Origin of the sequence: Pimelobacter simplex (assembly GCF_024662235.1) — a bacterium.
Classification (GTDB): Bacteria; Actinomycetota; Actinomycetes; order Propionibacteriales; family Nocardioidaceae; genus Nocardioides.
The window spans coordinates 217683-241710 of record NZ_CP096276.1; the positions used below are offsets into that span (position 1 = coordinate 217683).

A 24028-nucleotide genomic window follows, 5' to 3' on the forward strand; every position below is an offset into this window, starting at 1 on the left:
GACACATGGGCGGCCCGAAGGTGTTCTCGTGACTCGCCCCAAGTCGAGGCGACCTTCTGGCGCTAGGAAGCTGGCGCCTCCGAGCCGCACTACGTCGAGGTACCCCCCCCGGGTTTTCCCTCGGTTTCGCTGGCGCCTTCAAGGTGGCAACGCCTGGTGTGTACGCATAGCTGACTCGGTCCGACAGAGGACGTTCGGAAACGACTGTCCTGTGCACGTGAATGGCGTCTTGGCTGCTCTCTTACCGTGCTGCACGGCTATACGCATGCGGTCAAGTCCGCTGGGGTGGTGTACGAGGTTGATCCCTCGGTTGGGCGTGTCGGTCAGGCTGTGAGGGCCTGGAGTTCGGGTTCGGTCACCTCCTCGACGACGCAGGTGTCGACGGCCTGGGCGCGGGCGAGGACGTCGAGTCCGAGGTAGCGGCGGCCTTCGGCCCACTCGTCGTGCTGCTCGGCCAGGACGGCGCCGACGAGCCGGATGATGCTGGCCCGGTCGGGAAAGATCCCGACCACGTCGGTTCGCCTGCGGATCTCGCGGTTGAGGCGCTCGTTGGGGTTGTTGGACCAGATCTGGCGCCAGATCTCCTTCGGGAACGCGGTGAAGGCGAGGATGTCGGCACGAGCGTCCTCCAGATGCTCGGCCACCTTGGGGAGCTTCTCGGCCAGGGCGTCGACGACCCGGTCGAACTGGGCGTGGACAGCGTCGGCGTCGGGCTGGTCGTAGATCGAGTGCAGCAGCGCCTTGACCCAGCCCCACGAGGACTTCGGCGTCGCCGACATCAGGTTCGCCGCGTAGTGGGTTCGGCAGCGCTGCCACGAGGCGCCGGGCAACGTGGCGCCGATCGCGGCCACCAGCCCGGCGTGGGCGTCGCTGGTGACGAGCTTGACCCCGGCCAGGCCGCGGGCGGTCAGATCCCTCCAGAAGGCCAGCCACCCGGCGCCGTCCTCGCTGCTGGTGACCTGCACGCCGAGGATCTCGCGGTGCCCGTCGGCGTTGACGCCGGTGGCGACCAGCACGTGGACCGGCACCACCCGGCCACCTTCGCGGACCTTGAGCACCAACGCGTCGGCGGCCACGAAGGTGAACGGCCCGGCCTCCTCCAGCCGTCGGGTGCGGAACTGCTCGACGTGCTCGTCGAGTTCCTTGGCCATCACCGAGACCTGGCTCTTGGACAGGCCGGTGATGCCGAGGGTCTGCACCAGCTTGTCCATCCGCCGCGTCGAGACGCCGAGCAGGTAACAGGTCGCGACCACACTGGTCAGTGCCCGCTCTGCTCGCTTGCGGCGCTCCAGCAGCCACTCGGGGTACAGCGAACCGGTGCGCAGCTTGGGAACCGCGACGTCCAGAGTGCCGACGCGGGTGTCGAGGTCGCGGTGCCGGTAGCCGTTGCGGGAGTTGACGCGCTCCATGCTGCGTTCGCCGTAGCCGGCGCCGCACACCGCGTCGGCCTGCGCCGAGAGCAGCGCATTGACGAACGTGGTGAGCAGGTCCCGCATCAGATCAGGACTGGCCTGGGACAGCTGCTCGTTCAGGAACTGTGCAGGGTCGATACTGGGTCCAGCGGTCATCGTCGTGGTCCTTCTTCGAGTCGGTTTTCGCAGATCACTCGAAGGATCCACCCGGTGGCCGCGCCTACGTTGGAGGCACGCGCTCACTCAGGTCCGTCGTACACCACTCTGCTGGACTCCACTACGCATGCGCATGTCCCACCCAAGACATGTGTCTTGCTATGCGCATAAGGCGGCGTAGCCGAGTGGAGTCCAGCAGAGTGGTGTACGACGGACCTGAGTGAGCGCGTGCCTCCAACGTAGGCGCGGCCACCGGGTGGATCCTTCGAGTGATCTGCGAAAACCGACTCGAAGAAGGACCACGACGATGACCGCTGGACCCAGTATCGACCCTGCACAGTTCCTGAACGAGCAGCTGTCCCAGGCCAGTCCTGATCTGATGCGGGACCTGCTCACCACGTTCGTCAATGCGCTGCTCTCGGCGCAGGCCGACGCGGTGTGCGGCGCCGGCTACGGCGAACGCAGCATGGAGCGCGTCAACTCCCGCAACGGCTACCGGCACCGCGACCTCGACACCCGCGTCGGCACTCTGGACGTCGCGGTTCCCAAGCTGCGCACCGGTTCGCTGTACCCCGAGTGGCTGCTGGAGCGCCGCAAGCGAGCAGAGCGGGCACTGACCAGTGTGGTCGCGACCTGTTACCTGCTCGGCGTCTCGACGCGGCGGATGGACAAGCTGGTGCAGACCCTCGGCATCACCGGCCTGTCCAAGAGCCAGGTCTCGGTGATGGCCAAGGAACTCGACGAGCACGTCGAGCAGTTCCGCACCCGACGGCTGGAGGAGGCCGGGCCGTTCACCTTCGTGGCCGCCGACGCGTTGGTGCTCAAGGTCCGCGAAGGTGGCCGGGTGGTGCCGGTCCACGTGCTGGTCGCCACCGGCGTCAACGCCGACGGGCACCGCGAGATCCTCGGCGTGCAGGTCACCAGCAGCGAGGACGGCGCCGGGTGGCTGGCCTTCTGGAGGGATCTGACCGCCCGCGGCCTGGCCGGGGTCAAGCTCGTCACCAGCGACGCCCACGCCGGGCTGGTGGCCGCGATCGGCGCCACGTTGCCCGGCGCCTCGTGGCAGCGCTGCCGAACCCACTACGCGGCGAACCTGATGTCGGCGACGCCGAAGTCCTCGTGGGGCTGGGTCAAGGCGCTGCTGCACTCGATCTACGACCAGCCCGACGCCGACGCTGTCCACGCCCAGTTCGACCGGGTCGTCGACGCCCTGGCCGAGAAGCTCCCCAAGGTGGCCGAGCATCTGGAGGACGCTCGTGCCGACATCCTCGCCTTCACCGCGTTCCCGAAGGAGATCTGGCGCCAGATCTGGTCCAACAACCCCAACGAGCGCCTCAACCGCGAGATCCGCAGGCGAACCGACGTGGTCGGGATCTTTCCCGACCGGGCCAGCATCATCCGGCTCGTCGGCGCCGTCCTGGCCGAGCAGCACGACGAGTGGGCCGAAGGCCGCCGCTACCTCGGACTCGACGTCCTCGCCCGCGCCCAGGCCGTCGACACCTGCGTCGTCGAGGAGGTGACCGAACCCGAACTCCAGGCCCTCACAGCCTGACCGACACGCCCAACCGAGGGATCAACCTCGTACACCACCCCAGCGGACTTGACCGTTTGCAGTCAGATTGGGTCGGTGACGGACCCCAGGCTGGGTCCGAGGCGGACCCATGATGTGCGGCAGAGTGGGTCACGAGCTGACCCATGTCAGCCGCCTCGGTGCCGCGCGCACGGCTCGCCGATGTGTCCGAAGTAGCCTCCTTCGACCGCGTGCGCCGGCACGATGAGACAGCGAATCCTGGACCCCTGGCCGAGCAAATCAAGCTCGACGGCCCTGCGGATGGCGCGTTGCAAGTTGTTGCGATCAACTGCCTTGATCAAGCCAGTAGTTGAATCAGTGCCGACGAGGGTGGCCAGCTCGTTCTCGTCGAACGGGGCATGTCCGTTCCTGCGATGGCGTCCATAGGCGGCAGCAGCGACACGGATGTACATTGGCAGCCGTGGATCGCTGGCCCGCTCGAGCCAGACCTGCTGATAGTGCTTCGACCACCCCCTCACCATCGATTGGCCTCAGTGGTCGGTCGCCGGCGGCTCACAGCCAAGCATCGTCGAACGGCGATCCGGCTGGATCCTGTTCCAACTCGACGACGATCCAGCAGTCGTCGCGGTTGCGTGCGAAGTGAGACCAACGCGCGTAGGAGTCGAGTTCCTCGCCGGTGGTCGCGTCGCGCGCGACCCAACGTGACGCTCGCTCGCCCTGAATCCCGATGTGGTGCTCCAGCAAGACAGGCACCAGTCCAGCCTCGGTGAGAGTCCGGATTGCCCTGTCGTAGATTTCCTCGGCCAGAATCAACGGCTCGTCGAGGGTCTGAAAGAAGTCGCCGGGCGACTGCATGGATGATCTCCTAGCTCTCGGTGTCGATGGTTAGGAGACGGCGTCCTGGACTTGTGCACGCAGTGGCAGTCGTCGTCGACGCGCCAGACTCGACCATGCCGCCAGGACAGAGCCCCGCGGGGTGGTGGGCTTTGAGGTGACCCTCGGTGCCTACGCGTCGCCGTTGTCGATGGCGGCGACGGGGTGAGTATTGCTGGTCTCGTAGAGCTTGGCCATGGAGCCTTCTGAGAGGTAGCGGCGCTCGCCGGCGATCCATTCGTCGTGCATGTCGATCAGCACGGCTCCGACGAGTCGGATGACGGCGGCGGCGTTGGGGAAGATGCCTACGACCCGGGCCCGGCGCTTGATTTCCTTATTCACGCGCTCCAACGGGTTGGTCGACCAGACCTTGCGCCAGTGCTCGCGCGGGAACGCGGTGAAGGCCAGGACCTCGGCCTTGGCGGCGTCCATCAACGGACCGAGCTTGGGGAACCGGGCGGCGAGCTCCTCGCGGGTCTTGTCCCACGCCGCGTGGACGTCCTCGGGCGTGGGCTGGGCGAAGATCATCCGGAACGCGGTCGCCACGAGCTCGGCCTGCCCCTTGGGCACGTGAGCGAGCAGGTTGCGCGCGAAGTGGACCCGGCACCGCTGGTGCGCGACACCCTGGAACGCCCGGCCCAGCGCCTTGACCAGTCCGGAGTGCTGGTCTGAGATGACCAGCTGCACGCCGGCCAGGCCGCGCTGCTTGAGGCTGAGCAAGAAGGCGCGCCAGAAGACCTCGTCCTCGCTGTCGCCGACATCTAGGCCGAGGATCTCCCGCTCCCCGGTCGCGCTCACGCCGGTCGCGACGACCACCGCCATCGACACCACCTGACCGCCCTTGCCCGGGGCGTTACGGACGTGGAGGTAGGTCGCGTCGAGGTAGATGTAGGGGAACTCGACATGATCCAGACTGCGGGTGCGGAACGCGCCGACCTGCTCATCGAGGTTGGCGCAGATCCGGGAGACCTCGGACTTGGAGACACCGCTGCCGCCCATCGCCTCGACCAGGTCGTCGACCGAGCGGGTGGAGATGCCGTGGACGTAGGCTTCCATGACTACCGCGTACAGCGCCTGGTCGATACGGCGCCGCGGCTCGAGGATGATCGGGAAGAACGAGCCCTTGCGCAGCTTGGGGATGCGCAACTCGACATCGCCGGCCTTGGTGGTCAGCATCCGCGGACGGTGGCCGTTCCGCTCGGCTGTGCGGTCCTCGGTGCGCTCATAGGGCGCCGCGCCGATCTGCTGGGTGGCTTCGAGCTCGATCAGCTCTTGGAGCGCGAGCCGGACCGAATCACGGATGAGATCGACGCCATCACCGGCACGGAACGCCTCGAGGATCTCGGACAGGGCAGACTGGGGCAAGGCCATCGGTGGACCTCTTTCTTCAGTGGGTGCTTGGCCGTACACACCGAAGATCCCGCCGATGGCCGTCTACGTGCTGACGCCCCGCCGCTGCTCCCTCAAACCCCACCACTCCCGGGGACTCTTACTGCCGCCAGCAAGCCGAGCCGGGCCGCTATCCGCCAGGTACGCGCGTGAGCGGTGCATGGGTCGCCTATCTGTCGTCTCTTCGGCGATTTATGCGGGCCTCGGAGCTCTAACTCCGGGGCCCATCGCCATCTCGCACGACCCGAGAAAACGACAAGAGGCCCTGCCTCCCCAAGTGGGGTAGCAGGGCCTCCAAGAGCCTCAAGTCGTGCTGATCCCGAGGCTACCGGGGGACTGCCAGAAAAGCACGCAGCATCTCCCACAGCGCAGGCAAGCTATCGAGCTCGTCCGATGGGAGTGACGTTCGCGTCTGGTTTGGCAAGAAGAGAGCGGCCCCGCAGGTAGGCATTCCTTTTCTCACGATCCTTGTCGATGCCCAGGTAGAGCTCCGTTGTCGCTACGTTCTTGTGTCCGAGCAGGGAGGCCGTCAGCCTGAGGGCGTTGTCCTGGCCGTCTTCGGCAAGATTGTCGAACAGAACGCGACCGACCGAGCGTCTGATGGTGTGAAAGCCTTGGTAGGTGCTGTCCTCGATCCCGATACGACGCAGGGCGCGGTGTACGACGCGGGCAGGATGAGTTTGCCGCCTGTCGGGCTGCGGGTCGCCGTACTGCAGGGGGCTGCCATCGCCGTCCCTGACGCTGTTGCAGGGACCGAGCGCCGGGAAAAGGTACGACTGAGGTGCCAGCGCGGTCCCTCGCCGCGCCAACCGACCGGCGTACCAGACCAGGTAGTGCCGCAGCTCTACTTCAAGGTCATTGGTGATTGGCAGGTGATCAAGCCGGCCGGTCTTCTGAATCTGCACCGCCAGGTGTCCCTGATCCAGGTCGACGTGCCGCAACTGAAGGGCTGACAGGTCAAGTCCGCTGGGGTGGTGTACGAGGTTGATCCCTCGGTTGGGCGTGTCGGTCAGGCTGTGAGGGCCTGGAGTTCGGGTTCGGTCACCTCCTCGACGACGCAGGTGTCGACGGCCTGGGCGCGGGCGAGGACGTCGAGTCCGAGGTAGCGGCGGCCTTCGGCCCACTCGTCGTGCTGCTCGGCCAGGACGGCGCCGACGAGCCGGATGATGCTGGCCCGGTCGGGAAAGATCCCGACCACGTCGGTTCGCCTGCGGATCTCGCGGTTGAGGCGCTCGTTGGGGTTGTTGGACCAGATCTGGCGCCAGATCTCCTTCGGGAACGCGGTGAAGGCGAGGATGTCGGCACGAGCGTCCTCCAGATGCTCGGCCACCTTGGGGAGCTTCTCGGCCAGGGCGTCGACGACCCGGTCGAACTGGGCGTGGACAGCGTCGGCGTCGGGCTGGTCGTAGATCGAGTGCAGCAGCGCCTTGACCCAGCCCCACGAGGACTTCGGCGTCGCCGACATCAGGTTCGCCGCGTAGTGGGTTCGGCAGCGCTGCCACGAGGCGCCGGGCAACGTGGCGCCGATCGCGGCCACCAGCCCGGCGTGGGCGTCGCTGGTGACGAGCTTGACCCCGGCCAGGCCGCGGGCGGTCAGATCCCTCCAGAAGGCCAGCCACCCGGCGCCGTCCTCGCTGCTGGTGACCTGCACGCCGAGGATCTCGCGGTGCCCGTCGGCGTTGACGCCGGTGGCGACCAGCACGTGGACCGGCACCACCCGGCCACCTTCGCGGACCTTGAGCACCAACGCGTCGGCGGCCACGAAGGTGAACGGCCCGGCCTCCTCCAGCCGTCGGGTGCGGAACTGCTCGACGTGCTCGTCGAGTTCCTTGGCCATCACCGAGACCTGGCTCTTGGACAGGCCGGTGATGCCGAGGGTCTGCACCAGCTTGTCCATCCGCCGCGTCGAGACGCCGAGCAGGTAACAGGTCGCGACCACACTGGTCAGTGCCCGCTCTGCTCGCTTGCGGCGCTCCAGCAGCCACTCGGGGTACAGCGAACCGGTGCGCAGCTTGGGAACCGCGACGTCCAGAGTGCCGACGCGGGTGTCGAGGTCGCGGTGCCGGTAGCCGTTGCGGGAGTTGACGCGCTCCATGCTGCGTTCGCCGTAGCCGGCGCCGCACACCGCGTCGGCCTGCGCCGAGAGCAGCGCATTGACGAACGTGGTGAGCAGGTCCCGCATCAGATCAGGACTGGCCTGGGACAGCTGCTCGTTCAGGAACTGTGCAGGGTCGATACTGGGTCCAGCGGTCATCGTCGTGGTCCTTCTTCGAGTCGGTTTTCGCAGATCACTCGAAGGATCCACCCGGTGGCCGCGCCTACGTTGGAGGCACGCGCTCACTCAGGTCCGTCGTACACCACTCTGCTGGACTCCACTGGCTGACAGATCACTAGCGCGAAGGCCTGTGTTGCAGGCGGTCGCCAGCATTGCCCGATCCCGGGGGTTCTCTGTCAACTCGATCAGTTGCACCATCTGTGGTGCCGTCAGCCGCAGCCTGTCTTCCTCGTGCACCGTTCGTCTGCCCACCTGTGACGTCGGGTCGCAGTCGATCCACTTCCTGTCCATGCAGAATCGCATGAACCCCTGCACGCGCTCTCGGACCTTGTTGTAACTGCTCGCCTTCTGAGCGCGCGCGACGCCGGCGAACCATACTTCGACGTCCTGTGCGCGGAGCACGTGAACACGCGTCTCGGCGCCGAGCTCCCGTACGAACTTCCTCAGCAAGGCCCGGTCGTTCGTGATGGTGCTCTTCGCGCGATTGATGCTTCGAATAAGCAGATACTCGTCGAGTGCTTCGCTGATCGTGGGCGTGGACTTTCGTGGCATTCTTCGGGCCTCCTGGAGCCTCTATACAGCCACGTTTGCGCCGGTCCAAGAGCTGGTGAATTGTCCTACCCGAGATGGTCCATATGTACTAGCGATCTCTTCGAGTGGGAGTGATCCCGGGGGCCTAGCGCCTCCGGGTCAGTCGTAGGTCGGCGCCTCGGCGCCGGCCATCGCCGGGTCCAGCCGTACGCCGGCCGCGAGGTGCTCCTCGGCCTCGGCGCGCTCGCCGAGGTGGAGCAGCGCGAAGCCGAGGCGCATGTGCGCGGCGGCCAGGTCGGGTCCGCGGCGGTAGAGCCGGACGGCCTGGTCGAGGTCGTCGGGCTCGTGGAGCACGCCGCGGTTGAACAGGGCGGTCGCGAAGGCCGGGTCGGTCGCGAGCGCGTTGTCGTACTCGGTGGCCGCGGTCGCGGTGTCGCCCGCGGCCTCGGCGATGACGCCGAGGTTGTAGTGCGCGTAGACATCGCCCGCGTCCTGGTCCAGCACCGTGCGGAACGTCGCGCCGGCCTGCTCGGCGTCGCCGGCGCCGAGCTGGGTGAGACCGGTCTGGACGAGGCTCTCGACGGAGGCCGCCGACGCTGTCGATGCTGACGAAGCGGCGCTCGGCGGCGACGGGTCGCCGGAGCAGGCGCTGGTGGCGAGCGCTCCGGCGAGGATGAGTGCGGCGACGGTCGTGCGGAGCATCCGGGGGATCAGACCTCGTCCAGCTGGGCGCCGCTGACGTAGCGCGGCCGGAAGACCTCGCTGCTGTCGGTCACGATGGCCACGAAGGTGACCGATCCGGTCACGGCGGCCGACGGGCTGGTCGCGGCGGGCAGGGAGAGCTGGCTTCCGGCGTGCGGGGTGTCGTCGGAGGCCGTGTCGACCCACCAGATCGCGGCGTTCGTCGACTCGCTGCGCACCGACAGGGTGACCAGGTAGATGCCGGCCGTCACCTCGACGGCGTTTCCGCTGACGGTGAGACCGCCGCCGGTGGCGGTTCGGCCGAAGATGACCGTGTTGGTGCCGCCGGGGTTGAGGTTGGTCCCGTTCTGGCTGTGGCCGTAGGCGTACCGCGCGGGCCGCCGCGCAGGTCCTTGCCGCCGCGCTTCCAGCGGATGTGGCTCTCGGCGGGCCGACAGTCCTTGACGCTCGGGACCACCCGGATCTTGCCGGTCGTGACGTTGAAGCAGGCGCTGATCACCCGGACGCCCTTGCCCTGCGGGGCGGCCTCGACCGCGCCGGCGGTTCCGGCGAGCGTGGCCAGGGTCAGGGCGACGACGGACAGGTACGCCAGGAGGCGCCGGGGGGAGGCCAGCACGACCGAGGTCGTAGGGACGCCGACGTGCCGGGGTGGATGCTTCGGGCGACGTCGGGACGATGGCCCGCAAGGTCGGGACCAGGGGGGACGGTTGCGCCGCGATCCGTACCTGGATAGTCTGTGTCCAGTTAAGAGAGAGGTGTGGCCGTGCGGATGAACGAGGGCGTCGAGTGGGCCGCCCATGTCTGCGTGCTGCTGCACTGGCTCCACGAGGACGACGGCGACGCCGCGCCCGCTCCGGTGGCCGTGGCGCGGTTGGCGGAGGCCTACGAGCTGCCCGCGGCGTACCTCGTCAAGCAGGTCCAGGCGCTCACCCGCGCGGGCATCACCGAGTCCGTCCCCGGCAAGTACGGCGGCGTGCGCCTCGCGCGCCCCGCCGGCCGGATCACGCTGATGGACGTCGTCGCGGCGATCGAGGGTCCCGACGACGCCTTCGCCTGCACCGAGATCCGGCGGCGGGGGATGAACGAGGACCGGTCCGAGCGCGACTTCGCCAAGCCCTGCGGCATCGCGCACGCGATGCGCGGTGCCGAGCTCGCCTGGCGCCGTGAGCTGGCGGCGACCTCGATCCTCGACCTCGCGGCCGGTACGCCCCGCCGGGTCGCGGCCGACGCGCGGCGGCACTTCGCGCGCACCTGATCCCGGGCGGCTCGGCCCGATGCCGAGGCCGCTCGCCCCAAAACTGGACATCAAATGTCCATTTATCGAAGGAGAAGAGCCATGACCCGCACCCCGATCCGTGACGCCTCGCCCGAGACCTACCAGGCCCTCCTGGTGCTCGACGGGCGGCTGAAGAAGTCGCTGGGCCCGGTCCTCTACGACCTGGTCAAGCTGCGCGCCTCGCAGCTCAACGGCTGCGCCTACTGCGTCGACATGCACGCCACCGACCTCGAGCGTCGCCGGGTGCCGACCCGGAAGATCCACGGTGTCGGTGCGTGGCAGGAGAGCCCGTTCTTCGAGCCGGAGGAGCGGGTCGCGCTCGCGTTCGCCGAGACGCTGACCGGCGGCATCGGTGCCGTGGACGACGAGCTGTGGGCCGAGGCCGGCCGGCTGTTGGGGGAGGAGCGCCGCGCCGACCTGATCGTCGCGGTGGGCGCCATCAACACCTGGAACATGGCCGGCGTGACCACCCACCTGCAGCCGGAGGGTGCGCTCGTGGAGGCCTGAGCGGCGCCCGGGGAACGCGAGTCCCTGCCAAACTAGAACACGTTCCACTATGGTCGTGGGGTGAGCAAGACAGCCTCGCTGACCAGGGTCGCGATCGCGTACGTCCTCGCGTTCGGCGCCGCGAGCGCGTGGCTGGCGTGGGGGCCCGACACGCGCTGGCTGTGGCTGGACGGGCTGCTGGCCGACCTCGTCGCCACCCTCGTGGTGTTCGCGGCGAGCCGGGTGCACCGCAACTCGAGCTTCTACGACGCCTACTGGAGCGTGCTCCCGCCGTACCTCGCGCTCTACTGGTGGCTGGCCGCCGACGTCGCCCGCGAGGACGCGCGTGCCTGGCTGGTGCTCGGTGTGATCGTGCTGTGGGCGGTGCGGCTGACCGGCAACTGGATCCTCACCTTCCCTGGGCTCCACCACGAGGACTGGCGCTACCCGCTGGTCCGGTCCCGGGCCGGCCGGCTGGAGGTGCTGGCCGACCTGGTCGGGATCCACCTCGTCCCGACCTTCCAGGTCTTCCTCGGCATGGTCCCCGTGTACGTCGTCCTGACCCGCCCCGGTCCCGCCCTGCGCTGGCTCGACGGGGTCGCCCTCGTCGTGGGCGTCGGCGCGGTCGTCCTGGCGTTCGTGGCGGACCGGCAGATGCAGCGGTTCGCGCGCGAGCGCGCGCCGGGCCAGGTGATGGACCGCGGCCTGTGGGCCTGGTCGCGGCACCCCAACTACTTCGGCGAGATCGCCTTCTGGTGGAGCCTGGCCCTCTTCGGCATCGCGGCCGCGCCGGGCGACTGGTGGTGGCTGCCGGTCGGGGCGGTGGCGATGGTCGCGATGTTCCTGGGCGCGAGCATCCCGATGATGGAGCAGCGCAGCCTGGAACGACGGCCGGCCTATCGCGAGGTCGTCGCCCGGGTGCCGGTGCTGGTGCCCCGGCCGCCGCGGCGGGTCCGGTCGACCTCGTGAGCCGCCCGCGCGTCGTCGTCGCCGGGCTGGGCGACAGCGGTCTGCTGACCGCGATCCACCTGGCCCGCGCGGACGTCGACGTGGTCGGCGTCTCCAGCAAGCCCGGCCTGGTCAGCGGCCAGGAGCTCGGCCTGCGCCTGGCCCGTCCCGAGCGCTGGGCGCGGGACTACCGGATCGGGTTCGACCGGTTCCGCCGCCTCGACAGCGCCGAGGTCGTGCACGCCGAGCTGACCCACCTAGACCCGGTCGCCCGGACCGTGACCGTCGACGACGGCACCACCGCCCGCCCGATCCCGTACGACGTCCTGGTGGTCGCGACCGGTGTCAGCAACGGCTTCTGGCGCCGTCCCGCGCTGCAGACCGAGGCCGAGGTGACCGCGACGATCACCGCCGCGCACGCCCGGCTCGCGGCGGCCGGCTCCCTGCTCGTCGTCGGCGGCGGGGCCGCCGCGGTCGCGAGCGCGCTGCAGTGCGCGACCCGCTGGCCCGCGCTGCGGGTGACGCTGGCGTTCCCGGGGGAGCGGGCGCTGCCGCAGCACCACCCGAACACCTGGACCCACGTACGCCGCCGGCTGCTCGCCGCGGGCGTCGACCTGCGCCCGGGGCACCGGGCGGTGGTCCCCGACGGGTTCGACTGCGACCGGATCACGACCGGTCCGGTCGCGTGGAGCACCGGCCAGCCGCCGTACCCGGCGGACGCGGTGCTGTGGGCGATCGGCCGGGTCCGGCCCAACACGGGCTGGCTGCCGGCGGAGGCGCTCGACGAGCAGGGCTTCGTCCGGGTCGGTCCGGACCTGCGGGTGCCCGGTCTCGCCGGGGTCTTCGCGGTCGGCGACGTCGCCGCGACCGACCCGCTGCGTACCTCGGCCCGCGGGCGTGCGGACCGGCTGGTCGCGGCCAACGTCCGGGCCCACCTGGCGGGCCGGCCGCTGGGGGAGTTCCGGCCCGCGCGGCGCCGGTGGGGCTCGGTGCTCGGTGTGGAGGACGACGGCCTGCGGGTGTTCACGGCCTCGGGCCGGCCGTTCCGGTTCCCGGCGTGGGCGGTCGGTGCGGTGCTCCAGCCGTGGATCGTGCGGCGCGGGATCTACCGGGGGATCCGCGGCTCCCGGCGGTGACGCCGAGGACCCTTCCACCGTGACAGTTTTGGTGGCAGAGTCGCGTCATGTATCCCGGGACCTGGGCCGCGACCACGCCGGACAAGCCGGCCCTGATCATGGCCGGCAGCGGCCGGACCCTCACCTACGGTGAGCTCGACGAGCGCAGCCTGCGCCTGGCCCGGCACCTGCGCGCGGCGGGACTGGGCCCTGGCGACGTCGTCGCGCTGATCAGCGACAACCGGCCCGAGACCTACGAGGTCTACTGGGCCGCCCTGCGCTCGGGGCTCTACATCACGGCGGTCAACAGCCATCTCGCGGCGGGCGAGGCGTCGTACATCGTGCGCGACTGCGGGGCCAAGGCCCTCGTCGTCTCGGCGGCCCTCGCGACGATGGTCGCCGACCTCGACGCCGACCTCGACCTGTCGGTCCGGCTCGCCTACGGCGGCCCCCTCCCCGGGTACGACGACTACGAGACCGCGCTCGCCGGGGCCGGCACCGAGCCGCTGCCGGAGCAGCCCCACGGCGACGACCTGCTCTACTCCAGCGGTACGACGGGACGCCCCAAGGGGATCAAGCCGCCCCTGCCCGCGATCGCCGTCGACGAGCCGGGCTACCTCTACCCGGCGATGTTCGCGCCGGCCTACGGCTTCGACGCCGACACCGTCTACCTCTCGCCCGCGCCGGTCTACCACGCCGCGCCGCTGCGGTTCGGCGGCGTGATCCACACCGTCGGCGGCACGCTGGTGATGATGGAGCGGTTCGACGCCGCGGCCGCGCTCGCGGCGATCGAGGAGCACGGGGTCACGCACACCCAGATGGTGCCGACGATGTTCGTCCGGCTGCTCAAGCTCGACGACGAGGTCCGGCTGGCCCACGACCTGTCGACCCTGCGCTGCGTCGTGCATGCTGCGGCGCCCTGCCCGGTCGACGTCAAGCAGCGGATGATCGCGTGGCTGGGCCCGATCCTCGAGGAGTACTACGCCTCGACCGAGGCCAACGGCGCCACCCGGATCGACTCCGCGACCTGGCTCCAGCACCCCGGCTCGGTCGGGCAGCCGCTGCTGGGCGTCCCGCACGTCGTCGGCGAGGACGGGGCGGAGCTGGTCGCGGGCGAGGTCGGCACGATCTACTTCGAGCGCGAGACCCGGACCTTCAGCTATCACAACGACCCGGAGCGGACGAGGGCCACCGAGCACCCGGAGCACCCGAGCTGGACCACGGTCGGCGACCTGGGCTACCTCGACGACGAGGGCTTCCTCTACCTGACTGATCGCAAGGCGTTCATGATCATCAGCGGGGGCGTGAACATCTACCCCCAGGAGATCGAGGACCTGTTCACGCTGCACCCGGCGGTTGCCGACATCGCGGTGATCGGGGTGCCCGACGACGACATGGGTGAGCGGGTGGTGGCCTTCGTGCAGCCGGCCGCGAGCGCGGAGAACGGGGAGGACGCGACGCTCGCGGCCGACCTGGCGGCGTACGCCCGGGAGCGGATCGCGCACTACAAGGTGCCGCGCGAGTTCCACTTCCGGGCGTCCCTGCCCCGCACGCCCACCGGCAAGATGGTCAAGGGCAGGCTGCGCGACGAGTACGTGGCGCAGGCCGGGGACCGCGTTCCTCCTAGGTGAAGATGCTGACGCCGCCGGGGCCGACGAGCAGCCCCACCACGATCAGCACGATTCCCCAGAGGAGCTGGCCTCGGAACAGGCTGACGATGCCTGCGACGACCAGGATCACGGCGAGGATCCACAAGATGAATGCCACGGTTTCCCTCCTGTCGGTGGGGCCGGTTGCCCCCGCTCCACCCAGTACCCGCGGGCCCTCCGGGCAGACGGTTCACCCGCTCGTCACCCTCGGGGTCTAGGGTCCGGGCGTCCGCATTCCCTGCTCGGAGGAAGCCCATGCGACGTACCCCTGCCGTGCTCGCCGCCCTGGCGGCGCTGACCGCGCTCACCACCCCGGCCGGCGCGTCCCCGCCCCCGCCCGCCCCGGACCGGCACCCGACGGTCCGCTTCGCCACCTTCAACGCCTCGCTCAACCGCGGCGCCGAGGGGCAGCTCGTCGCCGACCTCGCGACGCCCGGCAACGTCCAGGCGGCCAATGTCGCCGAGACGATCCAGCGGGCGCGCCCGGACGTCGTCCTCATCAACGAGTTCGACTACGCGCCCGGTGCGGCCGACCTCTTCCGCGACAACTACCTCGAGGTCGGCCAGCGCGGCGCGGCGCCGATCACCTACCCGTACGCCTACGTCGCGCCGGTCAACACCGGCGTCCCGAGCGGCTTCGACCTCAACAACGACGGCCAGGTCGGCGGCGGTGACGACGCCTTCGGGTTCGGGCTGTTCCCCGGTCAGTACGGGATGGTCGTCTACTCGCGCTACCCGATCGACACCGCACGGGTGCGGACCTTCCAGCACTTCCTCTGGAAGGACATGCCCGGCTCGCTGCTGCCGCGCGACTGGTACTCGGGCGCCGAGCAGGCGGTGCTCCGGCTCTCGTCGAAGTCGCACTGGGACGTGCCGATCCGGATCGGCCGCCGTACCGTCCACCTGCTGGCGGCGCACCCCACCCCGCCGACCTTCGACGGCCCCGAGGACCGCAACGGCAAGCGCAACCACGACGAGATCCGGTTCTGGGCCGACTACGTCGCGGGCCCCGCGCGCAGCCGCTATATCTACGACGACGCGGGCCGGCGCGGTGGCCTGCGGCCCGGCTCGAGCTTCGTGATCGCCGGCGACCTCAACGCCGACCCCTACGACGGCGACTCGGTCGACCACGCCGCGCGCCAGCTCCTCGACCACCCCCGGATCGCGACCCGCGTGGTCCCGACCTCCGCCGGCGCGCCCGAGGCCGCGGCCCTCCAGGGCGGCGCCAACCTCGACCACCGCGGCGACCCGGCCCGCGACACCGCGGACTTCGCCGACGGCGCACCCGGCAACCTGCGCGTCGACTACGTCCTGCCCTCGCGCCGGCTGCACCCGGTCCGGGGTGGGGTCTTCTGGCCGGTCGCGGCGGACCCGCTGGCGCGGCTGACCGGGGTCTATCCGTTCCCGACCTCGGACCACCGGTTGGTCTGGCTGGACCTGCGGCGCTGAGCGGCGCTGCTAGCGCTCCTCGTCGTCGGGGATGACGTGGACGGCGGCCTCCTCCGCGCTCGCCGCGGCGCCGTCGATACCGACGTCCTCGGCGACGAGGTCCGGCTCGAGATCGTCGCCGGCGCCCGCGTCGGGCTCGACCAACCGGCCCGCGCGCCGCTCGCCCACCTCGGTACCGGCCTCGTCGGCGTCGTGGGGGAGTCCGTCGTCGTCGGCGTCCGGCGCGGAGCCGGCCGCCTCGTCGGGCACCTCCTCGGCCAGCCGGTCGGCCAGCGGCCGGTCGTGGGTCTGCTCCCAGGGCGTGGTGCCGTAGCGCTGGGCGGCGGAGTACCGCTCTGGCGGCGAGTAGCCGCGGTCGAGCTCGTCGTCGACGTCGTCGCCGAGCAGAGTGTCCTCCGGGGGCAGCTGCGGATCGCTGTTCGTCATGGAGGTGCGGTACCCGGAGGTCGCGAAGACCTACGCTGAGCCCGTGGAATCACTCGCCCTGGCGTTCTCCTCGGGATGGGCCAGCGGGATCAACAGCTACCTGGTCGTGCTCGTGCTCGGCCTGGCGGACCGGTTCGGCTCCTTCGCCTCGATCCCGGACGTGCTGGGGCGGTGGGAGGTGCTGGCGGTCGCCGCGGTGCTCTACGCCTTCGAGTTCGTCGCCGACAAGATCCCGTACGTCGACTCGGCGTGGGATGTCGTCTCGACCGCGATCCGCCCGCTCGTGGGCGGCGTGGTGGGCGTGCTGATCGCGGGTGACTCGGCGTCGGTCAACGAGCTCGTCGGCGGGCTGGTGGGCGGCGGCAGCGCGCTGGCGTCGCACTCGGTCAAGACCGGCACCCGGATGGCGGTCAACACGGTGCCCGAGCCGTTCAGCAACATCAGCATCAGCGTCGGTGAGGACGTCGCCGTGCTCGCCGTGGTGTGGTTCGCGATCGAGCACCCCTATGCCGCCGCGTCGATCGCGGGGGTGCTGCTGGCGGCGGGGCTGGTCCTGCTGTGGCTCGCCTGGCGCACGGTACGAAGGGGTTGGCTGCGGTTCCGCGCGTGGCGGGAGCGCCGGGCCGGCCGCACCGGCCGGGTCGAGGGCGCCGGGGTGGGCTCAGGGGGCGAGCAGTAGCTCGGTGCTCTCGGCGGCGAGCAGCAGCGAGCCGAGCAGGCTCGCCCGCTCGCCGAGCGCGCTCGCGGCGACGGTGGTCTGGGCGACCGGGTCCAGTGCGTGGCGGCGCAGCCCCATGCGCACCGACTCCAGGATCAGGTCGCCGGCCTGGGCCATGTCGCCGCCCAGGACGACGATCGCGGGGTTGAGCAGGTTGACGACCGCCGCGAGGCCGCGGCCGAGGTGGAGCCCGGCGTCCTCGAAGGCGCGGCGCGCGGACACGTCGCCGTCGTGGGCGGCGGCCACGATCTGCTCGAGCGTGGCGCCCGGCAGCTGGCCCCCGATGAGCGCCTGGATCGCCTCGACCGACGTGTAGGTCTCGAGGCACCCGCGACTGCCGCAGCGGCACAGGGGGCCGTGCTCGTCGACGGTGAGGTGGCCGAGCTCGCCGGCGCTGCCGGAGGAGCCGCGGAACAGCTGGTTGGCGATGATGATGCCGGCGCCCACGCCTGAGGAGATCTTGACGAAGACGGAGCTGTCGTGGCCGCGGGCCACGCCGATCCGGTGCTCGGCCAGTGCGCCGAGGTTGGCGTCGTTCTCGATCTGGACGGCGGTCCCGAAGGTCTCGCGGGCCGCGGCGCGGGCGTCGACCCCGCGCCAGCCGGGCAGGATCGCGGCGCTCTGGATGACGCCGTCGGTCACCGGACCGGCCAGCCCGAGCCCGACCTGGCGCAGCACGGTGCCCGCGGGGTGGAGCCGGTCGACCATGGTCCGGGCCAGGGCGAGCGCCTCGCGGTGCCCGAGGTCGGGGTCGATCGGGCAGCGCTCCTCGGTGAGCAGCCGTCCGGTGACGTCGCCGATCGCCACGGCGAGGTGGCGGTGGCCGAAGTCGACGCCCGCGACGACGCCGGCACCGAGCGACATCCGGACCGCGGAGCCGCGGCGTCCGCTGCCCGCCTCGGTGTCGACCAGGCCGGCCTGGCTGAGGTCGCGGACGATATTGGAGACCGTGGCCGGTGCCAGACCGGTGGCCCGGGCCAGCTCGGCCTGGGTGAAGGCCCCGTCGGTGGCAGAGGCGTCGCGCAGGGCGTGCAGCACGCGACGCTGGTTGGCTGTCCGCAGGGACGCGGTCGAGCCAGGAGCGGCTGCGGACGAGGACATGGGCACACTGTGCCGGGGTGAGCCGAGAATGGTCAAGAACGGAACGCAAATCGTCGATCGGCGCTCGATCGAGTCGTTTTGTGTTCAAGTCTTGACGACAACGATGTGACCCATGACACTCGAAGGCATCCATCGGAGCCGTCGAGGAGAAGTCCATGTCCACCCTGGTACGCCGCGTCGCAGCCCTCAGCGCTGCCCTGTTCCTCGGTGCCACCGCGCTCAGCGCGTGCGGCGCCAACGACACCAAGAGCGGAGGCGACAGCGCGACCATCGCCCTCCTGCTGCCCGAGACCAAGACCACCCGCTACGAGGCCCACGACCGCCCCCTCTTCGAGGCGAAGGTCAAGGACCTGTGCAGCGACTGCAAGGTCCTCTACTTCAACGCCGACCAGGACGAGAAGAAGCAGGCCCAGCAGCTCACCAGCGCGCTCGACCAGGGCGCGGACGTCGTCGTCCTCGACCCGGTCAACGGCAAGACCGCGGCCGGCATGGTCGACGAGGCCAAGGGTCAGGACGTCCCGGTGGTGGCCTACGACCGGTTCATCGAGAACGCCGACTACTACATGTCCTTCGACAACGAGACCGTCGGCAAGATGCAGGCGCAGGCCCTGGTCGACGCGATGGGTGACAAGGGCAGCATCCTGATGCTCAACGGCGCCCCCTCCGACCCCAACGCCGCGCAGTTCAAGAAGGGCGCGCACAGCGTGCTCGACGGGAGCAAGGTCACGGTCCTGGCCGAGTACGACAACCCCGACTGGAGCCCCGACAACGCCCAGAAGTGGACCACCGACCAGATCAACAAGTTCGACGCGAGCAAGATCCAGGGCGTCTACGCGGCCAACGACGGACAGGCCGGCGGTGTCGTCGCCGCCCTCACCGGCGGCGGGGTCGCTGCGGACAAGCTGCCGCCGATCACCGGTCAGGACGCCGAGATCGCCGCCCTGCAGCGCATCGTCGCCGGGGAGCAGACCATGACGATCTACAAGCCGATCAAGATCGAGGCCGAGACCGCCGCCGAGGTCGCGGTGGCGCTGGCCAAGGGGGACGACGCGCCCGCGAAGACGGCGACCGGGATCGACCAGAGCGAGTACGAGAGCGTGCCGTCCTACATCTTCACGCCGATCGTGCTGACCGCCGAGAACATGAAGGACACGATCATCGCCGACGGCTTCTACCAGGTCTCCGACATCTGCACCTCCGACTACGCCGCGGCCTGCGCCGAGGCCGGCCTGTCCTGATGACGCTCACCGCTCCGGTGGCCCCGGCCGGCGACACGGGCGAGGTCGTCCTGTCGCTGGCCGGGATCCACAAACGGTTCGGCGCGGTCCAGGCCCTCACGGACGTGGGCCTCACCGTCCGCGCCGGTGAGGTGGTCGCCCTCGTCGGCGACAACGGCGCGGGGAAGTCGACCCTGGTCAAGGTGATCTCCGGCGTCTACCAACCCGACGCCGGGCAGGTCGAGTTCGAGCAGCGCCCGGTCGTCATCGGCGGCCCGGCGGGTGCCCAGGCGCTCGGCATCGCGACCGTCTTCCAGGACCTCGCGCTGTGCGACAACCTCGACGTGGTGGCCAACCTCTTCCTCGGCACCGAGCACCGCCGGGGCCTGCTCCTCGACGAGGTCTCGATGGAGCAGCAGGCGTGGCGGCTGCTGCGCTCGCTGTCCGCCAAGATCCCATCGGTACGGATCCCGGTCGCCTCGCTCTCGGGCGGGCAGCGGCAGACCGTGGCGATCGCCCGCTCGCTGGTCGGCGACCCGCGCGTGGTCCTGCTCGACGAGCCGACCGCGGCGCTCGGCGTGGCCCAGACCGCCGAGGTGCTCAACCTGGTCGAGCGGCTGCGCGACCACGGGCTCGGCGTGATCCTGGTCAGCCACAACATGGCCGACGTCCAGGCGGTCGCCGACCGGATCGTCGTGCTCCGGCTGGGGCGCAACGTGGCGGAGTTCGCCGCCGAGGAGGCGACGACCGACCAGCTCGTCGCCGCCATCACCGGCGCGTCGGACAACGTGGTCGCCCAGCGGGCGGCGCGTCGTACGGAGGGACGGGGATGACGATGACCGGCACGAGCGAGGCGACGGGGACGAGCGAGCCGCCCCGCCCGAGCGACGCCGAGGACGAGCGGCTGATCCGGGCGGTCTCGCCGTCCGACTACCTGCGCCAGGGATGGGGCAGGGTCCGCGGGGGCGACCTCGGGATGATGCCGGTGGTGCTCGGGCTCATCGTCATCTGCGCGGTGTTCTACGCCTACGAGCCGACGTTCCTGTCGTCGCGGAGCCTGGTGTCGATGCTGCTCTACGCCGCTCCGGTGGGCATCATCGCGCTCGGCATCGTGGTCGTCCTGCTGCTCGGCGAGATCGACCTCAGCGTGGGCTCGGTGTCCGGGTTCTGCGCGGCGATCATGGCGGTCCTCGTGGTCAACCAAGGACACGCGCTGTGGCTCGGCATCGCGGCCGCGCTCGGGGTGGGCGCGCTGATCGGCGTCGGCTACGCGACCCTGTACGTGCGCGTCGGCGTGCCCAGCTTCGTGTTCTCGCTCGCCGGCCTCCTCGCCTTCGAGGGAGCCCTGCTGTGGGTGCTCGCCGACGGCAGCATCAACATCCCGCGCGAGTCCGGGCTGGCCCAGTTCGCCCGCAACAAGTTCCTGACCGACGCCCAGGCCTACACCCTGGTCGCGGTCGTCGTGCTCTGCTACCTCGGCTCCCGGCTGTGGACGATCCGGCGGCGCCGCGCCGCCGGGCTCACGCCCCCGAACCTCGTCGCCGTGCTCCTCAAGGCGGCCCTGCTCGGCGGCGGCCTCGGCTGGCTCACCTACTACCTCGGCATCGCCCGGGGCTGGGGCTACCTGACGGTCCTGTTCGCCGTGCTGGTCGTCGTCCTCGACCTGCTGCTGCGCAAGACCCGCTGGGGACGCCACCTGTTCGCGGTCGGGGGCAACAAGGAGGCCGCGCGCCGGGCCGGTGTCCGGGTCGGGTGGACCTACTGCTCGGCGTTCGTCCTCTGCTCGGCGCTCGCCGCCCTGGGCGGACTGCTCGCCGCGGCCCAGCTGACCTCCGTGTCGCAGGACAGCGGGACCACCGACACCAACCTGACCGCGATCGCCGCGGCGGTGATCGGCGGCACCAGCCTGTTCGGCGGCCGGGGCTCGGCGTACGCCGCACTGCTCGGCATCCTCGTGCTGCAGGCGATCGAGTCGGGGCTCAACCTGATGAACGTGGACTCCGACATCCGCTACATCGTGACGGGCGGGGTGCTCCTGCTGGCCGTCACGATCGACTCGGTGGCGCGGCGGGCCCGGTCGAGCTCGGGCCGGGGCTAGCGGGCCCGACCGGCCGGATCAGGCGCGGGTGGGCAGCCCGTACAGGGTGGTGCGCTCGTGGACCGGCCGGTCGATGCCGGCGCCGATCTCGACGAGCTCCTCGACGGTCTTGGCCGAGCCGTGCTCGGAGCCGGCCATGCGGGAGATGGTCTCCTCCATGAGGGTGCCGCCGAGGTCGTTGGCGCCGGCGTTGAGCATGGCGCGGGTGCCGTCGATACCGAGCTTGACCCACGAGGTCTGGATGTTGTCGATCCGGCCGTGGAGCAGGATGCGGGCCATCGCGTGCACGGCGAGGTTGTCGCGCAGCGTCGGGCCGGGGCGAGCCACGCCGGCCAGGTAGATCGGGGCCGAGGTGTGCACGAAGGGCAGCGGCACGAACTCGGTGAAGCCGGTGCTGCCGTTCTCGCGGGCGGTGTCCTGGACCCGGGACAGCACGCGCAGGTGACCGACCCAGTGCTTCGGGTTGTCGACGTGGCCGTACATCATCGTCGAGGTCGTCGGCAGGCCGATGCGGTGGGCCGTGGAGACGATCTCGATCCAGGTGCGGGCGGGCAGCTTGCCCTTGGTGAGCACCCACCGGACCTCGTCGTCGAGGATCTCCGCGGCGGTGCCGGGCAGCGAGCCGAGGCCGGCCTCGCGGGCCTTGATCAGGAAGTCCTCGACGGACAGGCCGGTCCGGGCGGTGCCGTTGACGACCTCCATCGGCGAGAAGGCGTGGACGTGCATGCCGGGCACGCGCTGCTTCACGGCCGCGGCGATGTCGAAGTAGGCCGAGGCGGGCAGCTCGGGGTCGATGCCGCCCTGCATGCAGACCTCGGTGGCGCCGAGGTCCCAGGCCTCCTGGGCGCGGTCGGCGACCTCGGCGTAGGACAGCGAGTAGGCGTCGGCGTCGGTACGCCGCTGCGCGAACGCGCAGAACCGGCAGCCGACGTAGCAGACGTTGGTGAAGTTGATGTTGCGGTTGACCACGTAGGTGACGGCGTCGCCGACGCTCTCGCGGCGCAGGTCGTCGGCCAGGCCGACCACGGAGCGCAGCAGGTCGCCCTCGGCGGTCATCAGGGTCAGCGCGTGCTCGTCGGACAGGTTGCCCGGGTCGGCCTCGGCCGCGCGCAGGGCGGCCCCGCCCTCGGCGTGGAGGACGGCCGGAGCGCCGTCGATCAGACCGGTGCGTGCGGCGGCCTCGCCGACCGCGGCCCAGTCGCCGTAGACCGAGCCGAAGTCGCTGCGCCGGTCCTCGGTGCGGCCCCCGGTGGGGCCGTCGTCGTCGATGGCCTCGTGCAGGTCGGTACGGCCGCGGCCGTGGTCGGCGTCGAAGCCGCCGTCGGGCTCCTGCCAGGGCAGCCCGGTCGGGCGGACCTCGGGGATCGCGAGCCCGTCGGGACCGGCCAGGGCCGCGACGTGGGCGTGGACGCGCGGGTCGATCCAGGCCTCGCCGCGCTGGAGCGAGCCGGTGACGTACTCGGGGTGCACGGTGAGCCGGGCGCGCAGCTCGAAGCCGCAGGTGGCCGTGATCGAGCGCAGCCGGTCGAGCGAGGGCCAGGGCCGCTCGGGGTTGACGTGGTCGGGGGTCAGCGGCGAGACGCCGCCCCAGTCGTCGACGCCCGCGCCGAGCAGCGCCCGGCACTCGTCGAGGTCGACGAGGTTGGGCGGGGCCTGGATCCGCGCCTTGGGCCCGAGCAGCAGCCGGGTGACCGCGATCGCGGCGCGGTACTCGGTCAGGTCGAGGTCGTCGGCATGGCGCATCGCCGTGTCGGGCTTGGCCCGGAAGTTCTGGACGATGACCTCCTGCACCGCGCCGTAGGCACGCTGGGTGGCCCGCAGGGCGAAGATCGTCTCGGCCCGCTCGGTCAGGTCCTCACCGATGCCGACCAGCAGGCCGGTGGTGAACGGGATGCCGAGCCGGCCGGCGTCCTCGAGCACCCGCAGCCGGACCTCGGGGTCCTTGTCGGGGGAGCCGAAGTGGGCCAGTCCCTTGGTCTCGAACAGCCGGCGCGAGGTGGTCTCGAGCATCATCCCCATCGAGGGGGAGACCGGCTTGAGCCGGTTGAGCTCCTCCCACGACATCACGCCGGGGTTGAGGTGCGGCAGCAGCCCGGTCTCCTCGAGCACCCGCACCGCCATCGCCCGGATGTAGGCCAGCGTCGAGTCGTAGCCCTGCTCGTCGAGCCAGGCCTGCGCCTCGGGCCAGCGGTCCTCGGGGCGGTCACCGAGCGTGAAGAGCGCCTCGAGGCAGCCCAGCTCGGCGCCCTGGCGGGCGATGTCGAGGATCTCGTCCGGCGACAGGTACGGCGCCCGCCCCTCGCGCGCGGCCTGGGCCGGCGTCTCGACGAACGTGCAGTAGTGGCAGCGGTCGCGGCACAGCTTGGTGATCGGGATGAACACCTTGGGCGAGTACGTCACCACCCCGGGGCGCCCGGCCGCGACCAGGCCCGCGTCGCGGACCTTGGCAGCGGCGGCGGTGAGCCGGTCGAGCTCGTCGCCGGTGGCGGCGAGCAGGGCCGTCGCCTCGGCCACGTCGAGCGCCGCGCCGCGCTCGGCGCGCGCGAGCGCACGTCGTACTTGCTGGGGGGTGGGCGCCTCGGACATCCCCGCCAGGCTATCGGGTGGGTGTCCGTGGAAGAACGTGTTTCGCCCTGTGACCGGGACCGCCCTCCGACCGGTCCGCCCACCCGCCCG

25 protein-coding genes are annotated in these 24028 nt (G+C 70.7%); 12 read left to right on the plus strand and 13 right to left on the minus strand.

Translation table 11 applies throughout. The annotated features are described in order from the left end of the window. Positions 1–323 precede the first annotated feature (323 nt). On the minus strand, positions 324–1568 hold the full coding sequence (locus M0M48_RS01075) for an IS256 family transposase (protein WP_257750619.1): 1245 nt from the start codon (positions 1566–1568) through the stop codon (positions 324–326). A 307-nt stretch (positions 1569–1875) separates the two neighbouring features. Here M0M48_RS01075 and M0M48_RS01080 point away from each other — a divergent pair, with 307 nt between their 5' ends. Further along, positions 1876–3120 (plus strand): IS256 family transposase, encoded by a 1245-nt coding sequence (locus tag M0M48_RS01080; protein WP_257750619.1) that lies wholly within the window; start codon positions 1876–1878, stop codon positions 3118–3120. A 143-nt stretch (positions 3121–3263) separates the two neighbouring features. After that, on the plus strand, positions 3264–3452 hold the full coding sequence (locus M0M48_RS01085) for a hypothetical protein (protein WP_257754056.1): 189 nt from the start codon (positions 3264–3266) through the stop codon (positions 3450–3452). 199 nt (positions 3453–3651) lie between these two features. Here the strand turns inward: M0M48_RS01085 and M0M48_RS01090 are convergent, their stop codons facing one another. The 8 genes from M0M48_RS01090 to M0M48_RS01125 form a co-directional block, all read right to left on the minus strand. Continuing rightward, positions 3652–3954, minus strand: a complete 303-nt coding sequence (locus M0M48_RS01090) for a hypothetical protein (protein WP_257754057.1) — start codon at positions 3952–3954, stop codon at positions 3652–3654. A gap of 150 nt (positions 3955–4104) precedes the next feature. Continuing rightward, a complete protein-coding gene (locus tag M0M48_RS01095; protein WP_257750629.1) occupies positions 4105–5343 on the minus strand; it encodes an IS256 family transposase in 1239 nt (412 codons plus the stop codon). A gap of 395 nt (positions 5344–5738) precedes the next feature. Continuing rightward, positions 5739–6266 (minus strand): hypothetical protein, encoded by a 528-nt coding sequence (locus M0M48_RS01100; RefSeq protein WP_257754058.1) that lies wholly within the window; start codon positions 6264–6266, stop codon positions 5739–5741. A gap of 104 nt (positions 6267–6370) precedes the next feature. Then, a complete protein-coding gene (locus M0M48_RS01105) occupies positions 6371–7615 on the minus strand; it encodes an IS256 family transposase (protein WP_257750619.1) in 1245 nt (414 codons plus the stop codon). A gap of 87 nt (positions 7616–7702) precedes the next feature. Then, positions 7703–8188 carry a hypothetical protein gene (locus M0M48_RS01110; protein ID WP_257754059.1) on the minus strand — a complete coding sequence of 162 codons (486 nt, stop codon included), beginning with the start codon at positions 8186–8188 and terminating at the stop codon, positions 7703–7705. 138 nt (positions 8189–8326) lie between these two features. After that, on the minus strand, positions 8327–8869 hold the full coding sequence (locus M0M48_RS01115) for a tetratricopeptide repeat protein (protein ID WP_257754060.1): 543 nt from the start codon (positions 8867–8869) through the stop codon (positions 8327–8329). Between the two features lie 8 nt (positions 8870–8877). Continuing rightward, the gene (locus M0M48_RS01120; RefSeq protein ID WP_257754061.1) at positions 8878–9120 is read right to left on the minus strand and encodes a hypothetical protein; all 243 of its coding nucleotides are present in this window, start codon (positions 9118–9120) and stop codon (positions 8878–8880) included. Then, on the minus strand, positions 9117–9485 hold the full coding sequence (locus tag M0M48_RS01125) for a hypothetical protein (protein ID WP_257754062.1): 369 nt from the start codon (positions 9483–9485) through the stop codon (positions 9117–9119). Before M0M48_RS01125 ends, M0M48_RS01120 begins: the two co-directional genes overlap by 4 nt. A 153-nt stretch (positions 9486–9638) precedes the next feature. On the opposite strand from M0M48_RS01125, the gene M0M48_RS01130 reads away from it, so the two are divergent. From M0M48_RS01130 to M0M48_RS01150, 5 genes are all read left to right on the plus strand, one after another. Next, positions 9639–10124, plus strand: coding sequence for an RrF2 family transcriptional regulator (locus M0M48_RS01130; protein ID WP_252373828.1), 486 nt, complete (start codon positions 9639–9641; stop codon positions 10122–10124). A gap of 81 nt (positions 10125–10205) precedes the next feature. Further along, the gene (locus M0M48_RS01135) at positions 10206–10652 is read left to right on the plus strand and encodes a carboxymuconolactone decarboxylase family protein (protein ID WP_257754063.1); all 447 of its coding nucleotides are present in this window, start codon (positions 10206–10208) and stop codon (positions 10650–10652) included. Positions 10653–10712: 60 nt separating this feature from the next. Continuing rightward, complete coding sequence (locus M0M48_RS01140; RefSeq protein ID WP_257754064.1) at positions 10713–11600, plus strand: DUF1295 domain-containing protein; 888 nt, start codon at positions 10713–10715, stop codon at positions 11598–11600. Further along, positions 11597–12715, plus strand: a complete 1119-nt coding sequence (locus M0M48_RS01145) for an FAD-dependent oxidoreductase (RefSeq protein WP_257754065.1) — start codon at positions 11597–11599, stop codon at positions 12713–12715. Before M0M48_RS01140 ends, M0M48_RS01145 begins: the two co-directional genes overlap by 4 nt. Positions 12716–12762: 47 nt before the next feature. Then, the gene (locus M0M48_RS01150) at positions 12763–14325 is read left to right on the plus strand and encodes an acyl-CoA synthetase (protein ID WP_257754066.1); all 1563 of its coding nucleotides are present in this window, start codon (positions 12763–12765) and stop codon (positions 14323–14325) included. Here the strand turns inward: M0M48_RS01150 and M0M48_RS01155 are convergent. Beyond that, positions 14318–14461, minus strand: coding sequence for a GPGG-motif small membrane protein (locus M0M48_RS01155; RefSeq protein WP_170222488.1), 144 nt, complete (start codon positions 14459–14461; stop codon positions 14318–14320). The two genes, M0M48_RS01150 and M0M48_RS01155, sit on opposite strands and share 8 nt — an antisense overlap. 137 nt (positions 14462–14598) lie before the next feature. Between M0M48_RS01155 and M0M48_RS01160 the strand changes: the two genes are divergently transcribed. Further along, complete coding sequence (locus tag M0M48_RS01160; protein ID WP_257754067.1) at positions 14599–15792, plus strand: endonuclease/exonuclease/phosphatase family protein; 1194 nt, start codon at positions 14599–14601, stop codon at positions 15790–15792. Positions 15793–15801: 9 nt separating this feature from the next. Here the strand turns inward: M0M48_RS01160 and M0M48_RS01165 are convergent, their stop codons facing one another. Next, on the minus strand, positions 15802–16218 hold the full coding sequence (locus M0M48_RS01165; RefSeq protein ID WP_257754068.1) for a DUF5709 domain-containing protein: 417 nt from the start codon (positions 16216–16218) through the stop codon (positions 15802–15804). Positions 16219–16261: 43 nt separating this feature from the next. Between M0M48_RS01165 and M0M48_RS01170 the strand changes: the two genes are divergently transcribed. Beyond that, on the plus strand, positions 16262–16897 hold the full coding sequence (locus tag M0M48_RS01170; RefSeq protein ID WP_257754069.1) for a DUF4126 domain-containing protein: 636 nt from the start codon (positions 16262–16264) through the stop codon (positions 16895–16897). Here the strand turns inward: M0M48_RS01170 and M0M48_RS01175 are convergent. Then, entirely contained in the window at positions 16880–18037 is a 1158-nt protein-coding gene (locus M0M48_RS01175) for an ROK family transcriptional regulator (protein ID WP_215816623.1), read from the minus strand. The two genes, M0M48_RS01170 and M0M48_RS01175, sit on opposite strands and share 18 nt — an antisense overlap. A 155-nt stretch (positions 18038–18192) precedes the next feature. On the opposite strand from M0M48_RS01175, the gene M0M48_RS01180 reads away from it, so the two are divergent. From M0M48_RS01180 to M0M48_RS01190, 3 genes are read left to right on the plus strand one after another with little or no spacing between them, the layout of a single operon-like run. Next, positions 18193–19275, plus strand: coding sequence for a substrate-binding domain-containing protein (locus M0M48_RS01180; protein WP_257754070.1), 1083 nt, complete (start codon positions 18193–18195; stop codon positions 19273–19275). Further along, positions 19275–20087: an ATP-binding cassette domain-containing protein gene (locus M0M48_RS01185; protein ID WP_215816621.1), complete on the plus strand. Its 813-nt coding sequence runs from the start codon at positions 19275–19277 to the stop codon at positions 20085–20087. Before M0M48_RS01180 ends, M0M48_RS01185 begins: the two co-directional genes overlap by 1 nt. 2 nt (positions 20088–20089) lie before the next feature. Further along, positions 20090–21352: a sugar ABC transporter permease gene (locus M0M48_RS01190; protein WP_215816620.1), complete on the plus strand. Its 1263-nt coding sequence runs from the start codon at positions 20090–20092 to the stop codon at positions 21350–21352. Positions 21353–21370: 18 nt separating this feature from the next. Here M0M48_RS01190 and M0M48_RS01195 read toward each other — a convergent pair whose 3' ends face one another. Continuing rightward, the gene (locus M0M48_RS01195) at positions 21371–23938 is read right to left on the minus strand and encodes a bifunctional FO biosynthesis protein CofGH (RefSeq protein ID WP_257754071.1); all 2568 of its coding nucleotides are present in this window, start codon (positions 23936–23938) and stop codon (positions 21371–21373) included. Positions 23939–24028 lie beyond the last annotated feature (90 nt).

Excerpts from the sequence above, each read along its gene's own strand:
- M0M48_RS01085 (WP_257754056.1), top strand. The coding sequence starts at position 3,264 with ATGTCAGCCGCCTCGGTGCCGCGCGCACGGCTCGCCGATGTGTCCGAA.
- M0M48_RS01165 (WP_257754068.1), bottom strand. The coding sequence starts at position 16,218 with ATGACGAACAGCGATCCGCAGCTGCCCCCGGAGGACACTCTGCTCGGC.
- M0M48_RS01130 (WP_252373828.1), top strand. The coding sequence starts at position 9,639 with ATGAACGAGGGCGTCGAGTGGGCCGCCCATGTCTGCGTGCTGCTGCAC.
- M0M48_RS01175 (WP_215816623.1), bottom strand. The coding sequence starts at position 18,037 with ATGTCCTCGTCCGCAGCCGCTCCTGGCTCGACCGCGTCCCTGCGGACA.
- M0M48_RS01105 (WP_257750619.1), bottom strand. The coding sequence starts at position 7,615 with ATGACCGCTGGACCCAGTATCGACCCTGCACAGTTCCTGAACGAGCAG.
- M0M48_RS01190 (WP_215816620.1), top strand. The coding sequence starts at position 20,090 with ATGACCGGCACGAGCGAGGCGACGGGGACGAGCGAGCCGCCCCGCCCG.
- M0M48_RS01150 (WP_257754066.1), top strand. The coding sequence starts at position 12,763 with ATGTATCCCGGGACCTGGGCCGCGACCACGCCGGACAAGCCGGCCCTG.
- M0M48_RS01160 (WP_257754067.1), top strand. The coding sequence starts at position 14,599 with ATGCGACGTACCCCTGCCGTGCTCGCCGCCCTGGCGGCGCTGACCGCG.
- M0M48_RS01195 (WP_257754071.1), bottom strand. The coding sequence starts at position 23,938 with ATGTCCGAGGCGCCCACCCCCCAGCAAGTACGACGTGCGCTCGCGCGC.
- M0M48_RS01090 (WP_257754057.1), bottom strand. The coding sequence starts at position 3,954 with ATGCAGTCGCCCGGCGACTTCTTTCAGACCCTCGACGAGCCGTTGATT.
- M0M48_RS01135 (WP_257754063.1), top strand. The coding sequence starts at position 10,206 with ATGACCCGCACCCCGATCCGTGACGCCTCGCCCGAGACCTACCAGGCC.
- M0M48_RS01080 (WP_257750619.1), top strand. The coding sequence starts at position 1,876 with ATGACCGCTGGACCCAGTATCGACCCTGCACAGTTCCTGAACGAGCAG.
- M0M48_RS01185 (WP_215816621.1), top strand. The coding sequence starts at position 19,275 with ATGACGCTCACCGCTCCGGTGGCCCCGGCCGGCGACACGGGCGAGGTC.
- M0M48_RS01095 (WP_257750629.1), bottom strand. The coding sequence starts at position 5,343 with ATGGCCTTGCCCCAGTCTGCCCTGTCCGAGATCCTCGAGGCGTTCCGT.
- M0M48_RS01110 (WP_257754059.1), bottom strand. The coding sequence starts at position 8,188 with ATGCCACGAAAGTCCACGCCCACGATCAGCGAAGCACTCGACGAGTAT.
- M0M48_RS01115 (WP_257754060.1), bottom strand. The coding sequence starts at position 8,869 with ATGCTCCGCACGACCGTCGCCGCACTCATCCTCGCCGGAGCGCTCGCC.
- M0M48_RS01180 (WP_257754070.1), top strand. The coding sequence starts at position 18,193 with ATGTCCACCCTGGTACGCCGCGTCGCAGCCCTCAGCGCTGCCCTGTTC.
- M0M48_RS01075 (WP_257750619.1), bottom strand. The coding sequence starts at position 1,568 with ATGACCGCTGGACCCAGTATCGACCCTGCACAGTTCCTGAACGAGCAG.